The 15540-nt window shown below is 70.7% G+C and carries 7 protein-coding genes; 2 read left to right on the top strand and 5 right to left on the bottom strand.

Annotated elements, in window-relative coordinates; all coding sequences use genetic code 11:
• Nucleotides 1-368: 368 nt before the first annotated feature.
• Nucleotides 369-1259, top strand: a complete 891-nt coding sequence (locus tag JJJ15_RS08790) for an exodeoxyribonuclease III (RefSeq protein ID WP_200510485.1) — start codon at nt 369-371, stop codon at nt 1257-1259.
• Between the two features lie 161 nt (nt 1260-1420).
• On the opposite strand, the gene JJJ15_RS08785 is transcribed toward JJJ15_RS08790, so the two are convergent.
• From JJJ15_RS08785 to JJJ15_RS13515, 4 genes are all read right to left on the bottom strand, one after another.
• Nucleotides 1421-2263, bottom strand: a complete 843-nt coding sequence (locus tag JJJ15_RS08785) for a serine hydrolase domain-containing protein (RefSeq protein WP_200510484.1) — start codon at nt 2261-2263, stop codon at nt 1421-1423.
• 268 nt (nt 2264-2531) lie between these two features.
• Nucleotides 2532-3314 carry an NADPH-dependent oxidoreductase gene (locus tag JJJ15_RS08780; RefSeq protein ID WP_106110318.1) on the bottom strand — a complete coding sequence of 261 codons (783 nt, stop codon included), beginning with the start codon at nt 3312-3314 and terminating at the stop codon, nt 2532-2534.
• Between the two features lie 424 nt (nt 3315-3738).
• Nucleotides 3739-7605, bottom strand: a complete 3867-nt coding sequence (locus JJJ15_RS08775; protein ID WP_200510483.1) for a family 20 glycosylhydrolase — start codon at nt 7603-7605, stop codon at nt 3739-3741.
• A 771-nt stretch (nt 7606-8376) separates the two neighbouring features.
• Nucleotides 8377-10344 carry a beta-galactosidase gene (locus JJJ15_RS13515; RefSeq protein WP_200510482.1) on the bottom strand — a complete coding sequence of 656 codons (1968 nt, stop codon included), beginning with the start codon at nt 10342-10344 and terminating at the stop codon, nt 8377-8379.
• Nucleotides 10345-10921: 577 nt separating this feature from the next.
• Between JJJ15_RS13515 and JJJ15_RS08765 the strand changes: the two genes are divergently transcribed.
• Nucleotides 10922-11674 carry a 3'-5' exonuclease gene (locus JJJ15_RS08765; protein ID WP_200510481.1) on the top strand — a complete coding sequence of 251 codons (753 nt, stop codon included), beginning with the start codon at nt 10922-10924 and terminating at the stop codon, nt 11672-11674.
• Nucleotides 11675-12098: 424 nt separating this feature from the next.
• On the opposite strand, the gene JJJ15_RS08760 is transcribed toward JJJ15_RS08765, so the two are convergent.
• Nucleotides 12099-15311, bottom strand: coding sequence for an exo-alpha-sialidase (locus JJJ15_RS08760; protein WP_200510480.1), 3213 nt, complete (start codon nt 15309-15311; stop codon nt 12099-12101).
• Between the last annotated feature and the right edge of the window lie 229 nt (nt 15312-15540).

Genomic DNA, 15540 nt, shown 5'->3' with positions numbered 1-15540 from the left:
GTCTGACCTCCTGCCGGGAATCTGGCCGCGTACCGCGCCTGCCTGGGCAAAAGCACATCAGTGTGGTACGCCACAGGGGGTACTGGCGTCCCGCACGTGACGAAACCGTGATTTCTGGCGGCCCGCGCGACGTCGAGGGGCGGCCGAGAGACGGCACCGGGACAGGTTGCCGAGCTCTGTCCCCAGGGCCGCCGCGCCCCCACCACCGCGCCCCCACCGACGAGGCCTCACGCAGCCTGGGGCCTCACCGCACCGGGCTCGCTGCCGGGGTCAGCCAGGGGCGAGGCCTCACGCAGCCTAGGACCTCGGCCCCCTGCCTCCAGGGCGCCGTGTCCTCGACACCTGTCCCACACCATTAGGCTGCCCTCATGCGCCTGGCAACCTGGAACGTCAACTCCGTCCGCACCCGCACCGAGCGCGTCATCCGCTTCCTGGAGCGCCAGGACATAGACGTGCTGGCCATCCAGGAGACCAAGTGCCGCCCCGAGCAGTTCCCCTACCTACCTTTTGAGGCCGCTGGCTACGAGGTGGCGGTCCACGGGCTGGACCAGTGGAACGGGGTGGCGATTGCCTCGCGCGTCGGCCTGTCCGACGTCGTCACCTCCTTCCCCGGACAGCCCACCTGGGTCGCCGGCCAGGGGAAGGAGCCCGTGGTCGAGGCCCGCGCACTAGGCGCCACCGTGGGGGGCGCATCAGGCACCGGGACCACTGGGGTCGCTGGGGACGCCAGGACCGGTGGGGACAGCGGGACCGCCAGGGACGCCACGGCGACCGGCGTCCCACGCCTGGTACGGCTGTGGAGCCTGTACGTCCCCAACGGGCGCGAGCTCACCCACCCCCACTACGCCTACAAGCTGGAGTGGCTGGCCCGGCTGCGCGACGCCGTCGGCTCCTGGCTGGAGGCCGACCCGGACCTGCCCCTGGCCCTCGTGGGCGACTGGAACGTGGCCCCCCGCGACGAGGACGTGTGGGACATGTCGGCCTTTGCGGGAGCCACGCACGTTTCGGCGCCCGAACGGGAGGCGTTCGCCGCCTTTGAGTCGGTGGGCATGAGCGAGGTGACTCGCCCACACGTGACCAACTACACCTTCTGGGACTACCAGCGCCTGCGTTTTCCCCGCAACGAGGGTATGCGCATTGACTTTGCCTACGCCTCACCGGCCCTGGCCGCGCGGGTGGTAGGAGCAGCCATTGACCGCGACGAGCGCAAGGGCAAGGGGGCCTCGGACCACGTGCCCGTCATTATCGAGCTGGACTGAGGGGCCCAGGACACGAGGCGGTCCCGACATTGACGACCCCGGCACCAACAGCCACACCCCCCCCACAACCAGGTCCCCCACACAACAAGTACCGTTCTCACGGCCAACAAGTACCGTTCTCGCGAGCAATAAGTACCGTTCTCACGGAGAGGGCGCGGGCATCACAGGGCCAGGATTTGGTCGCACAGGGCTGGCCAGCTCGCCTTGTGGACGGCACCGAAGGGCTGCTCGCCCAGGAAGACGGCCTGCCGCCCGGCCACCGGGTCCACCCACACAAAGCTCCCGGACTGCCCGAAGTGCCCGAAGGTCGCCGGACTGTTGCGGCTACCAGTCCAGTGGGGGGACTTGTGGCCGCGCACCTCCAGCCCCAGGCCGAAGCCGTTGGGCACCTGGCGCCCGTAGCCCGGCAGGACGCCGTCGAGCTGAGGGAGGAAGGGGGTGCGGGCCAGCGCCGCCAGGTCGGCCGAGACCAGCCGGGGCGCGGCGAGCTCACGGGCGAAGACGGACAGGTCCGCCGCCGTGCCGCTGCCCGAGTACGCCGGGGAGCCGGGCACCAGGACGCTGGCCATACCCAGCGGCTCCAGGACGGTGGTCTCCACCCAGGCCTCCAGGGGCGTGGCCGTGGCCTCCTGGAGCCGCTGACCCAGGATCTCAATACCGAAGTTGGAGTAGACGCGCCGGGTGCCGGGGGCGGCCAGGACGGCCGGGGAGTCAAAGGCGACGCCCGAGGAGTGGGACATGAGGTGCGCAATGGTGGCCCCGGGCAGCCCCGGGCCGGCCGGGTCGTCCAGGGCGAGCAGGCCGCGGTCGACGGCGACCAGGGCCGACCAGACCACCAGCGGCTTGGTGACGGAGGCCAGGGGGTGGACAGCGTCCACGTCCCCGGCGCGGGCAATGACCTGTCCGTCCTGAGCGACGACCAGGGCCGTAGGGAGGCTGAAGGCTGACAGCGCCGGGAGGCGGTCCGGGTGGGCACCGGGGGCGGTGGGCGTCGTCTCCGTCATGGAGCGATGCTAGCCCGCGCCAGGGCGCACCGAGCCAGCCATGCGGTCGGACCCAACCGCGGCGCGTAGGCACGACGACGAACTCGGCGGAGGACAGTCCCGGGGCCGCAAAGGCGCAAGGGGCCGGGTACGACCCCAGGCGGCACCCGGGCGGGCGCGAGGTGGGCGGGCCGGAGCAGGCGGCGAGTAATGACGCAAGCAGGTGGGCAGCGCGGTGGGTCCTGGCGGAGTGCGCCCGGAACCCGGCACCCGTCCTGAGCGGCGGGTCCTAGTGCAGGGCCAGGCGCTGCTCGTGGAGGACCTCCAGGACCGGGGACTGGGCGGCAGGACCCTGGCCCAGGGCCCGCACGATCTGGGTGGTCCAGGCGTCCACCCGGCGGTTGGCGTCCCGCAGGTCGTAGTACTCCTCCACGCGGGCGTCGTACTCCTCCAGGGCGGCCTCGTCCAGCTCGGGGTAGGAGTCGACGGCGCAGGTCACCGCACGCGGCAGACGCGGCTTGTACTGGGGCTCCTGGTCCGGGTGCCCCACGAGGAGGCCCAGGACGGGGAAGGTGCGCTCAGGCAGTCGCAGGGCCCGGACGAGGCGGCGCGGGTCGCCCAGGACGCTGCCGAGGTAGACCGTCCCCAGCCCCAGGGACTCGGCGGCCACGACGACGTTCTGGGCGGCGATCACGGCGTCCTCCATGCCGGCCAGGAACAGGTTGGTGCGCTCCAGGGGCTCCAGGTCGGCCCCGGCGCGCTGGCGGATGAGGGCGTTGCGGTACAGGTCGACGACGAAGACCAGCAGCTCACCGTGTGAGCCCCCGACGTAGGGCTGGCCGGAGGCGGCGTGGACCTCCTCGCGGACGGCGGGGTCGAGCACCCGGATAATGGTCAGCTGCTGCTGGAAGCCGGAGGTGGCGCTGTGGCGGGCGACGTCCAGAAGGGTGTCCACCACCTCCGGGGCCAGCGGCTCGGAGGTGAAGGCGCGGATGGTGCGGTGGGCCATCTGGGTGGCGATCGTGCTGTTGGTGACGGCGGTGGTCTCGGGGGTGGTCAGAGCTGCTCCCATGGGCAGAGTGTAGGCCGCCCGCGCTGACCCACAGGGTACTTTGGGGCAGAATTCCGGGAGCCAGCGCGAAGACGCACGGCCGTGCCCCCGAGGCGCCCCCGGGCCTCTGGTCGGCCCGCACTCCCACAGGCCGACGAACGGCCGTGCCCCCGGGGTGCCCCGGGCAGCAGGGAGCTCCGTCTGGCACGCACGTGGGACCGGGGGTGCCCCCAGGGCGCCCCCGGGCAGCAGGACCGGCCACCTGCTCACCACAGGTGGCCGGTCCCGGTCTTTTACGGGCACGGCCCGGGTCCGCACCCCATAGGGCCTGACTGTGAGGCTGGCCCCGGTCCCCTACGGGCGCGGCCGAAGCCAGGCCCGGCACGCCGGTGACCCACCCCTTGGCCTGGCCCTTTACGGGCGCGGCCGGACCGCCACCCGGCGGCTACTTGGCCCGGAGGACGTCGCGGCCGCCCTCGCGCACCACCACCAGCTCGCCGGCGGGCACCTGGCCCGACGTCGTCTCCGTGGAGGTCAGGGAGGTCTGGTAGAAGGCCGTGGTACCACGCACCAGGGCCAGGGTGTCACGCCCGTCGCCGTCCCAGTCACCGACGTAGGCCCGGTCGGTGGCACGCCCCAGGGAGACCGAGCCAGCCGGGGTCGCGGCGACCGCGTTCTCGTTGTAGAAGACCGTGCGGCTGCCTACGCGCACCGCCCAGCTCTTGGTCCCGTCGCCGTCCCAGTCGCCCAGGAAGGCGGTGCCGCGGTCCAGACGCACCATGGCCGACACGAAGGCCGGCTGCACAGGCTCCGGGGACGGACCCGGCGTGGGGCCCGGGCTCGGCTCCGGGGACGGCGTGGGCTGGGGCCCGGGCGTGGGCTCAGGGCTCGGGGACGGCTGGGGCGTCGGCTCAGGACTGGGCCCGGGCTCGGGGCTCGGGGAGGGCGTGGGCTCGGGCGTGGGAGAGGCGGAGCAGGTGGCCCCCACCCGGATCTCAGCGGCCCCGCCGAAGGCGTTGCCCGCCTGGGAGCTCAGCTGGACCATGCGCACGTAGGCCGCCTGACGGACCTGGGAGGGATCCAGGTTGACCGCCTGGGGCGCGTCGGTGTCAGCGAGGCTGCCCTCGTGGACCACGCTCCAGTCCTGGCCGTTCTCGGAGACCTCCAGGCGGTAGTCCTTGGCCCGGGAGTTCTGGTTCCCGGAGCGCCCCGTGTACTCAAATCCCGTCACCCGGCAGGTCTGGCCCTGGGGCAGGCCCAGGGTGATGTGGTGCGGGAACCCGGGGGAACCACCCTGCCACTGGGTGTGCCAGAAGGTGCTGGGGTCGCCGTCGATCGCCGCGGTGGCGGGGCCGTTGGGAGGCGTCTCACCGGTGCGCTCCTCGGAGTCGGCCTCGGTCAGGGTCAGGGAGCCCGCGGGCAGCGGGTTCTCCAGGGCCACGCGGCCGCCGGTGACGTTCACCGCCACGTCCACGTGCCGGTCCCCCTGGGCGAAGCGCAGGGTCTGCGGCCCGTTCACCAGCGAGGCGGGGGCGTTGACCCACTGGCCCGTGCGCGCGCCGGTGGCGTCCATACGGAACTGCCCCAGGCGCGTCTCACCCACGGTAATGTCCACGTAGGAGCCGGGGGCGAACCCGGTGACCCCCATGGCGTAGCGGCCGCCCACGGCCAGGTCGGTGACGGGGACCTGGGCCTGCGGGGTCACCGAGGGGTCCCAGGGCTGGGGCAGGGACGGGTTGGTGGCGTCGTCGGCCACGTGGACCGTGGTGGTCGCCGTCCTCTCCCCCAGGGTCAGGGTCAGGGTGTAGTCCCCGGCGGCGGCGTAGGTGTGGCTGCCCAGGAGCCGGTACAGCCCGGAGGCGTAGTAGGGGTCACGCGGCCGGTCCGTGGTGACCGTGGCCGTCGTCGGCTCCGTGCCGTCACCCCAGTTGACGCTCACCGTGGAGCCCGGGCTCAGGCGGGAGGCGGAGACGCCGTCGGCGTCGGCGGTGGAGTCCGGGGAGACGGTGGTGGAGTCGGTGACGGTGCCCGGGGCGGCGAGCGCGCCCACGGGGACGGTCACCTCCTGGCCCGGGCGCACGCTCAGGCCCGCCGTGGCGGCCAGGTCCGCCTCCCAGGTGACCTGGGCGGTGTCGTAGAAGTTGGTGCCCTCCATGGTCCAGCGCGGCCCTATGCCGCTCAGCCGGCCCACGAAGTCGTCCACGTCACGCCGGGCCTGGGGGGTCCAGCCGATCTCGGCGTGGGCGGCCGCACGGCCCCACATGAGGAACTCGTTCTGGTCCCCGCCGCGGACCGTCTCGGACCACAGGGCGGCCTCGTTGCCCAGGATGCCCGAGTCGCCCACGCCCGGGATAATGCTGGCCGGGTCCCACTGGTAGTACTGGCGCACGTCGCAGGTGCCCGAGCAGGCCCAGGTCAGGCCGATGGGGGTGGAGGAGTGGTACTTCTGGTCGATGTAGGACGTGGCGCCGTTGGAGACGACGACCTTGGCCCCCTCCTGGTTGACCGCGCGGGCCACCGTGGTCTTGTCCCCGACCCAGTACTGGATGCCGTCACCGGCCTGCATGGTCGTGGCCGCGGCCTCTGACCAGCCAATGGGGCTCTTACCGGTGTCGCGCACGGTCTGCAGGATGCGGCTCAGGGTCGCGTTGTACGTGGCCTGGCCGTAGCGGCTCAGCATGGAGTGGGGCTCGTCACCGCCGATGTGGAGGAAGCGTCCGGTGGTCATGTCCGCGAGCTGCCCCAGGACGTGGCGCATAAAGGTGAAGCTGACCTCCGAGTTGGGGTCGAGGTAGGAGTAGCCGACGTTGCCGGTCCCGTTGGCCGGGGCGGTGGGCTCCTCGGGCGTGCCCGGGTGGGAGGAGCCGGCCGTGTTGAGCTCGGAGACGGCGTGCAGGGCGGCGTTGGTGTGTCCGGGCAGGTCCACCTCGGGCACCATGGTCACGAAGCGGGAGCTCGCGTAGGCCACGATGTCACGGAACTCGGCCTGCGTGTAGTAGCCGGTACGGCCCAGCTCCTGGGAGGCCTGACGGTCGTGGGTGTTCATGGCCGTCTTGCCGGAGACCTCGGTCAGCCGGGTGTAGTCAATGGTGTCCCCGGCCTCACGGCCCTCGTTAGTGATCTCGACCCGCCACCCCTGGTCGTCAGCCACGTGGAAGTGCACGTAGCTCATCTTGAGGTTGGAGACCTCGTCAATGATCTTCTTGACCTCGTCCACGGTAATGAAGGAGCGGGCCGGGTCGATCATGACGGCGCGGTACTCGTAGCGGGGCGCGTCGGCGATGCTCACGGCCGGGGCCGCCCAGGTGGTGGACAGGGCGGTGGGTGAGGCGGCGGCGGCCGGCAGCAGCTGGAGGAGCGTGCGGGTGCCGTTGAAGAAGCCGTGGGCGCTGGTGGCGGTCACGACCGCACCGGTGTCGGCCGTGGTCAGGGCGTAGGCCTCGTCCCCGGTCTGCCCCGGGACCTCGCCGTCGCGCAGGACGACGTCGTGCGCACCCGGCGTGGCGGAGGACACGACCTCCAGGGGGTAGCCGGTGGAGGCGCGCAGCTCGGTGGCCAGGATGTCGGCGACGCCGTGGGCGGCGGAGGCCGTCGCGCCGTCGAGCACGATTCGGGACTCGGCGCTCAGGGTGAAGGGCGCCTGCGTGACGGAGTTGTCGGTGAGGCTGACGGGCAGGGGGACCAGGTGGAGGCCCGGGGACGCCTGGGGCGGGTCGGCGGCCTGGGGGTCGTCCCAGACCTCCAGCTCGTACAGGGAGACGCCGTACTTGGTGTTGTTAATGGGGGTGCGCTCCTCGGCCTGCATCTTGACGTAGCTCCACTGCTCAGAGGCCTGTGCGGCCGACAGGGTCTGGGTGTCCGTGGTGGCGCAGGTGGGGCGGATCGTCTCCGAGGCCCGCTGCCAGGTCTGGCCGTCCTTGGACACCTCGAGGTGGTAGGCGGCCGCGCACGCGGCCTCCCACTTGACGGTGACGTGGTCGATCGTCGTGGGACGGGCCAGGTGGACGGCGAGCCAGGCCTGGTCGGAGTAGTTCGAGGACCACCGGGAGTCTCCGCTGGCGACGCCGTCGATCGCCTTGTCCGCGAGCCACCGGTCGGTCAGCTCGGTGCCCGAGGAGGTGACGTCCGCCCCGGCGCTGGCCAGGGCCACGTTGTGCCCGGTGGCGGCAGGCTCGGCGACAACGGCCGGTGGGGTCGCCGGGAGCGCCTGGGTAGGGGCGGTGGCCGCCAGACCGGTGGCGACCAGCGCCGTCGCGCCCAGGAGGGCGGCGGCTCGGGCGAGGCGTCGGCGCCTCGCAGGAAGGGGTCTCATCATATGCTCCTTTGCAGAGAGGACAAATTGGCGAATGTTTTTAACTGTATTTAATATCTTCGGCACGTCTCAGGACGTCCGAGCTGGCCCGGGATGTGGCCCGTCCAGGATACGGCCCGTCCGGGATACGGCCGGTCCGGGATGTGGCCCGTCCAGGATGTGGCCGGTCCGGAATATGTTGTGTGCGCGTGCTCCCTGACCGTGGCACCTCGCGGACCCTGGGCGGGCCTCGTTGGCGGACGGTCCCAAGACCCTGCCCCTCTTCCGTTCTCGCGACGAATAAGTACCGTTCTCACGACGAACAAGTACCGTTCTCACGACGAATAAGTACCGTTCTCGCGACGAACAAGTACCGTTCTCACGACGAACAAGTACCGTTCTCGCGGGGAATAAGTACCGTTCTCACGGTGGGGTGGTGGGGGCCCCCGCCCCGGGGTGGGGGGTGCCTACCTGGCTATGAGGACGTCGTGGTCGCCCTGACGGGCCACGACCAGCTCCCCGGCAGGCACCCGCCCCGCCGTGGTAGCACTGGACTCCATCACCTGCTGGTAGAACACACTCCTACCCCGCACCAGGGCCAACGTGTCCCGACCATCACCATCCCAGTCACCCACGAACACCCGATCCGAGACCCTCCCCAGAGACAACGACGCCACAGGAGCAGCCAGAACCGAGTTCTCAGAATAGAACACCACCCGACTACCCACACGCACACCATAAGACCGAACACCATCACCATCCCAATCACCCACCAGAACACTCCCCGTCCCATCAGCAGCAACCCGAGCCACAAACACCGGCATCACCCCAGGAACCACACCCCCACCACCAGACGACGAAGACGAAGACGGCAACACAGAAGAAGACACAGACGCAGAAGGCGAAGGTGATGGCGGGGTCGTCGTCGCCCACGGTCACCGGCTGGGTGGCCTGGGGGGTCACGACGTCGAAGGCGTCCAGGCCCAGGACCGCCCCGGAGGTGTTGGTCACTGTCACGGTGTGCTCGCCCTGGGCCAGGTCGGTGGCCTCGAAGGCCACGAACTGGGTGGGCTTGTTCTGCTCGGTGTCGACCCTGGTGGAGGAGACGGTGACGGGGTCGGCGTCATCGACCCTCACGGTGAACTCGCCGTGGTCGGTCCCGGTGCTGGTGACCAGGCGCACGCCGGTGCCGGTGAAGGTGAGGGCGGCGGTGTCCCCCGGGGTGGAGGAGCGGGTCAGGGTGGCCTTGGAGGCGGTGGTGTCCTCCACCTGCTGCCAGGAGCCGGTGTAGGTGATGGCGGGGTCGCGGTCGTCGTGGGTGAGGGAGTGGGTGGGGCCCGTCCTGCCGGTCCCCAGGCTCAGGGGGATGGTGAAGGTGGTCTCGGTGGTGGAGTTGGAGTCCCTCAGGCGGGCCGCGATGGTCCGGGTACCGTGGCCGGTGACGGAGGTGGAGGTGTCCGAGGCCTGGCGCGAGTAGAGGCTCACGGCGTCGCCCTGGTGGTCGGCGGGCGCGGGGGCCTCCACGGCGTCCATGGAGGGCAGGGCGGGCACGCCCCTGGCGTAGTAGCCGATCTCCTTCTGCACGGCCGACTTCTCGGTCATGACCCGGTCCTCGGTAATGCCCGCACCGTAGTCGTAGGAGGTGAAGCCCGACGCCGGGGAGCCGGTCCACCCCCAGTTGGTGCCGCCGAATCCCATGTAGAAGTTGAAGGCGGTCACCCCGTTGCCGATATTGTTGACCCCCCACTGGCGGGTGAAGTCCGGGTCGGTGTACCCGTAGCAGTCCGAGGCGTTGTAGGAGGCGCCCCAGGGGGTGAAGGCCCCGCCCTGGGACTCGGTGATGAAGTTGGGGCTGCTCGGGGCGTAGGCGTGGAAGGCGGCCTCGGAGTCCCTGATGGCGTTGCGGGGCGCGGAGCAGTTGAAGCCTACCGGGTAGGAGTCGTAGGCGTAGAGGTCCAGGCCGGTGGCGGAGGTGTCCGACATGCGCCCGCCCAGGCCCCAGTCGTTGTGGAACAGCGGCACGGTGATGCCGTCGGCCCGCACGTGCCGGGTGAGCTCGGCCAGGAAGGCCGTGTCCGCGCTGTTGGCCTCGGTGAGCTCGTTCTCTACCTGGTAGAGCAGGACCGAGCCGCCGCCGTCGGTGACCTGGTGGCGCCTGATAATGGCGTTGACGGCGCTGAGCCAGGACTTGGAGGCGGTCAGGGCCCTGGCGTCCGTGGAGCGCAGGCCGCCACCGTAGTTGGACATGTAGGCGGGCAGGCCGCCCATGGAGATCTCGGCGTTGACGTAGGGGCCGGGGCGGGCGATGACGTAGAGGCCCTCCTGCTCGGCCAGGGTCAGGAGCAGGTCAATGTCCTTGACGCCTCCCGGTGTGAAGTCGAAGTCACCGCCCTCCTCGCTCTGGTGCATGCCCCAGAACATGTACAGGGAGACGGCGTTGTAGCCGTTAGCGCGCATCTTCTGGAAGACGTCGCGCCAGCCGTTGACGTCCGGCAGGCGCCAGTAGTGGATCTCCCCGGACCAGATGTTCAGGCGCGTGCCGTCCACCATGAAGGAGTTCTTGTCGAAGGTGACGGTGTGCGCGCGTCCGTCGTTGCCGGGGAAGAGGATGTCGGCCGCCTCGTAGCGGGTGACGGAGGCCAGGCCGGGGTGGCTCACCGGGGCGGCGGAGGTGGCGGGCGCCAGGAGCCCCACGCCGCTGACGGCCAGGGCTGTGGCCAGGACAGTGCCAGCGGCTCGACGGCGTGACGACGGTGTCATGCTCACTCCCGGGGAGGGTCTAGGGAACAGGGTGCGGGCGACGGTGCCCGCAGGACGGTGCGGTATGCGCGAATGTGATGGATTGAAGGCGGCAACGCTGCCGATCAATCACGGGTTGAGCCGTGCATTGGGGGTTCCGCCACGTCCACAGGGAGGTGGGAGGGGGCGGGCGCGCGTGCGCGGCGGGCGCGCGGTGGGCGCAGGGCGGGCTCGGCACGGCCCGGCGCGGCGCGAGCGGGTGCAGCACGGGCTCAGGGCGGGCGGGTATGAGACTGAGATAGGCGGACGCCGGGCAGGCACGGGTGCGGCACGGCCGGGCCAGGCGACCAGGCACGGGTGGGCGGGCGCGCGGCGGGCGCGAGCGGGTGCAACGCAGGCTCAGGGCGGGCGGGTATGAGACTGAGATAGGCGGACGCCGGGCAGGCACGGGTGCGCGGCGGGTGCGGCACGGCCGGGCGCAGGACAGGCAGGCCAGCCAGGCGGGCAGGCGCGGGCCAGGCGGGCGGACAGGTGGCGGGCACGAGGCTGAGGCAGGCGCGGGGCGCCGGGCAGGACCCGCCTGGCTACGATGCGGCTAATGCCTTTCTACCACCGCGCCCCCCACGACCGTCAGCCGTTGCGTCCCCTGGTGGCCCCCGGCCGCCCGGCACCCGACGTCACCGACGCCCGGCGATGGCGGGAGGTGGGCTACGCCGTCGTCGACCTGGAGACCACCGGCCTGTCCCCCACCGCTGACGCCATCCTGGAGGTCGGCGTGGTACTCACTGACGCCGACGGGCAGGTCGAGCGCAGCTGGTCCACGCTCATTGACCCCGGCCCCCTGACGGGCGTGGGCCCCACGGCTGTCCACGGGCTGCGCGCCCAGGACCTGGTGGGGGCGCCCGCCCTGGACGACGTCGCCGACCTGCTGGTGCGTGACCTGGCCGGGCGGGCCGTCGTCGCCCACAACGCACGTTTTGACGTCGGGTTCCTCACCCAGGCCCTGGGCGGGGGGCACATGCTCGACGTCGGCGCCAGAGTGCCGCGCGTGTGCACCATGGAGTGGGCCCGGCACTTTATGACCACCCCCTCACGACGGCTGACGGCCTGCTGCCAGGCGGCCGGGGTCGTGGTCGGCCAGCACCACACGGCGCTCGACGACGCCTACGCGGCCGCTGGTCTCCTACGCCACTACCTGGGGGTGGGACGCCGACGGGGCGAGGAGCCGGTGGTCTGGGCGCGTGCGCTCATGGAGGCCGCCGTCTTCACCGGATGGCACTGGGACGAGGGGCGAGCTGGCCGGGGGGCCGGGATCCTGGTGCCGCGCACCGCACGTCCCGACGGCTTGTGAGGACCTTGGGCGACGTAGCGGGAACGGCAGCCAGGTGAGGTAGCCGGGAGGTGATGACCCTGGACGCCGGGGGCGGGAGGTCCGGTGCGCCCCCGACCTGGCCGCTAGTCGTAGGGCCTAGGCGACGTGGGCAGGGATCCGACCTTGTCGGCCCAGAGTGTCTCGGCTCCCTCCCCCACCGCGGGGGACGGCGCCAGCCAGGGCCCGGTCGTAGAGGCGGCACGGGCCCCCTCCACCACGGGGGACGGCGACGCCCTGTGTCTACGGTCAGGGCGGCGCCCCCAGCCGTGAGAACGGTACTCGTTCCCCATAGGAAATAAGTACCGTTCTCGCGACGAATAAGTACCGTTCTCGCGGGGAACAAGTACCGTTCTCACGGTGGGGCGGGGGCGGGTGGGCCGCCGCCCCCCAGGCGGGGGGGCTGTTACCTGGCTATGAGGACGTCGTGGTCGCCCTGACGGGCCACCACCAGCTCCCCCTCAGGCACCCGCCCCGCCGTAGTGGCACTGGACTCCATCACCTGCTGGTAGAACACACTCCTACCCCGCACCAGGGCCAACGTGTCCCGACCATCACCGTCCCAGTCACCCACGAACACCCGGTCCGACACCCTCCCCAGAGACAACGACGCCACCGGAGCAGCCAGAACCGAGTTCTCAGAATAGAACACCACCCGACTACCCACACGCACACCATAAGACCGAACACCATCACCATCCCAGTCACCCACCAGAACACTCCCCGTCCCATCAGCAGCAACCCGAGCCACAAACACAGGCATCACCCCAGGAACCACACCCCCACCACCAGACGACGAAGACCCAGACGCAGACGGCGAAGGAGAAGAAGACACAGACGGAGAAGAAGAAGGAGAAGGCGACGGAGAAGAAGACGGCGTCCCAAAGAGGTTGATCTCGGCCGCCGACCCGTACTCCACCGACCCCTTGGCCTGGTCGGTCTTAATGACGAACTGCACGCAGTCCACACCGGTGGCGCCCTGGAGGTCGATAGTGGTCTGGACGGGCTTGGTCAGGGTGCCGGAGGCCGCCTGACGCCACGCGGAGTCCTCCGCGGGGCAGGTACCGTCCGTGGAGCGGGCCACATTGACGACGTACTGCTCGGCGACCCCGTTGAGGTTGTCCGTGCGCGGCACGTAGCCCAGGCGGGTGACGTCGTAGAGGGCGTCGATCTTGAGGGTCACGTAGTGCGGGGGCTGTGCCACCGCCCCGGACCACTGGGAGTGCCAGAAGGTGCTGGTGTCGCCGTCGATCACGTTGGTGGCCGGGGAGTACTCCCCGCCTCCCAGGTTCTGGCTGGAGAAGCCCCCGATGGACAGGTGGCTGCGGTCCACGTGGTCGGGATCGTCCACCTTCAGCCAGACCGTTCCCGTGGAGGCGGCGCCCGTGGAGGTGGTGAAGGTGGCCGTCACCTCCACGTAGCCCTGGCTCAGGGCCCCGGCGGCAATGGTCAGCGGGATGTCCACCTTGGTGTAGGCCCCGGGGGCGAGGTCGCTGACCGTGGCGCCCTCGGCGGTGACCCCGGTAGGCAGGTCCAGGCTCACCACCCCGGAGAGGGTGTCGGCGCTCTGGTTGGTCACCCACACGGAGACGGTCGCGTGGGTGTCCTTCGTGCTCAGGCTCACCTCGTTGGCGGACAGGGGGGCGCAGACCCCGCCGAGCCAGGACATGGAGAGGCGGTTGTAGGAGATGGTGTTGCCACCCTCCTCGGTGGCCAGGCCAATGTGCCCGTCGGACTGCACCGCGATCGTGGTGTACCCCACGTGGCCGGTGTTGTAGGTCTTGGCCGAGGCCCAGGTGGCCCCGTCGTCGCAGGACATCTTAATGGTCCCGTAGGTGCGCCCGCTCCAGGTGGCGGAGTTGGTGAACAGGAGCACCTTGGACTGGGGGCTGCCAGCCGGCGCCGAGGGGTAGGCGCGGATGACCTGGCCGTTGTTGGTGGGGTCCTTGAGCTGGTAGTCCGGGGTGACCTCGCCCCAGGTGCGGCCGCCGTCGGAGGAGCGGGCGATCTTGCGGTACCCGCCGCCGGCGTTGTCACGGGAGTTCAGCAGCAGGGTGCCGTCGGAGAGCTCCACGACCTTGTTCTCGTCCATGCGCGTCCCGAAGGCCTCACCGGCCTGCCAGGTGGCGCCGTGGTCGTCGGAGTAGACCGAGACGGCCTGGATGGAGCCGTCGTCCTTCTTGATCGTGAACTGCTGGACCAGCCGCCCGGCGTAGGCGCCGTACTTGAGCTGGATGCCCTGGCCGGAGGCCGCGAACCGGGAGATCCAGGAGGCGTCCGGGGTGACCTGGGGGGTGATGACCTGGTGCTCCCAGGTGTAGCCGTTGTCCCGGGAGACCGAGACCTCCGCCTGGAGGACGTTGCGGTCATTGACGTCGGAACCGGCCTGGGAGCCGAAGAAACCGGTGTTGTAGGACTTGACGTGGAAGTTGAAGATAGCGCCGGTCTGCCAGTCCACCACGTAGGAGGGGTCGGAGAAGCCCACGCGGGTGTCCCGGGAGTCCTTGGATCCCTGGTGGACGTAGGTGGGCTCGCCCCAGGTCACGCCGTTGTCCGTGGAACGGCGCTGCACGATGGAGTTGGGGTTGGGGGCGTCACCGCCGCTGACGTCCCAGCCGGTGCGGGGGCGCTCGTCGTAGGAGACCAGCAGGTCGCCGTTGGGGGCGGAGGTAATAGCCGGGATACGGTAGTTGTTGGCGCTGGTGTTGGCGGCCAGGACCGTGGAGCTGGTGAACTCCGACGGCAGGGAGGGATCCACGCCCGGCTCGGTGGCGGGCTGGGCCGGCGGGGGCGTAAAGGCCACCGGCAGGGCGGTGCCGCTCAGGGTCCGGGTCTGCAGGACGGCGCCGGTGGCGGGGTCCTTGGCCTGGAGGGTGATCGACGGCGTCCACGCGCCGTTGCGGCCGTCCTCGTCGGTCATGACGTGGCTGAGGTCCTTGCAGTTGTAGACGCCCGCGGCCCCCACGGGCAGGTTCCTCCAGGTGCACTGGTCGGCCAGGTCGTCGAAGGAGGAGCCGGTGGCCTCGACCGTGATGACCGTGCTGGCCAGGCCCTTGACCCGGATCTGGTAGGTGACCTGGTCCCCGACGGCGTAGGTGTCCTGGGGGGTCTGGTTGGTGAAGGACACGACGTCGAGCATGGGACCGGTGACGGGCACGGCCGGCCCGCTGACGGCCTCGGAGGCGGTGGGGGTGCCGTTGTAGCCCACGTCCAGGGTCTCGTAGGCCACCGACGGCGTGAAGCCGCCGGAGGCGAGGTCCTCCTGGGTCACCACGTGGGTGGCCTGGCCGTTGCACTCCCGGGTCTGGCCAGCGGGGAGGTTGGTCCACCGGCACGCCGAGACGCCGCCGCCCAGGTTGGTGCTCCTGACGCGGAAGGCGGCGGCGTCAGACAGGTTGCTGGTCACGGAGATGTCGAAGGTCATGACGTCACCGACCGCGTAGATGCCGTCCTGGGGGGCACCGGACTGGGTGATCGTGATGTCCATACGGCCGTCAGGGGTGGGGGCCGCCTGCGCCAGCGGCGCGGCAGCGAGTCCGGTCACCGCGAGCGCAGCCGCGCCCAGGAGGGCGGGTAGTCTCCTGAGTCTCCTGAACCGGGTGGACGTCATCGTTGTCATGGATGCTCCGTTCTTCTGCGGTAAGGCGGCGCTGCCCCGAGCAGCAGTCAGATCCTGGTTGTCTGACAACCAGGCCAGGATAGCCGAGGCACGGGCCCCTTATCGGGCCCTCCCTCCCCCCCACCCCCCTCATGTGCCAGGTCTCACGGGCCGTGGGCCCAGGGTCCCGGGGAGGGGTGTGGCGGACGACAGGGTGCAGCAAGCTACCACGCCTTACACGTGCTCACAT

This window comes from Actinomyces sp. HMT897, assembly GCF_016626125.1.
Lineage (GTDB): Bacteria > Actinomycetota > Actinomycetes > Actinomycetales > Actinomycetaceae > Actinomyces.
The sequence above is the reverse complement of the archived record's forward strand: the minus strand, read 5'-3'. Positions and strand labels throughout refer to the sequence as shown.

Coding starts and splice junctions, on each gene's coding strand:
- JJJ15_RS08790 (WP_200510485.1), top strand. CDS start 369: ATGCGCCTGGCAACCTGGAACGTCAACTCCGTCCGCACCCGCACCGAG.
- JJJ15_RS08785 (WP_200510484.1), bottom strand. CDS start 2,263: ATGACGGAGACGACGCCCACCGCCCCCGGTGCCCACCCGGACCGCCTC.
- JJJ15_RS08780 (WP_106110318.1), bottom strand. CDS start 3,314: ATGGGAGCAGCTCTGACCACCCCCGAGACCACCGCCGTCACCAACAGC.
- JJJ15_RS08775 (WP_200510483.1), bottom strand. CDS start 7,605: ATGAGACCCCTTCCTGCGAGGCGCCGACGCCTCGCCCGAGCCGCCGCC.
- JJJ15_RS13515 (WP_200510482.1), bottom strand. CDS start 10,344: ATGACACCGTCGTCACGCCGTCGAGCCGCTGGCACTGTCCTGGCCACA.
- JJJ15_RS08765 (WP_200510481.1), top strand. CDS start 10,922: ATGCCTTTCTACCACCGCGCCCCCCACGACCGTCAGCCGTTGCGTCCC.
- JJJ15_RS08760 (WP_200510480.1), bottom strand. CDS start 15,311: ATGACAACGATGACGTCCACCCGGTTCAGGAGACTCAGGAGACTACCC.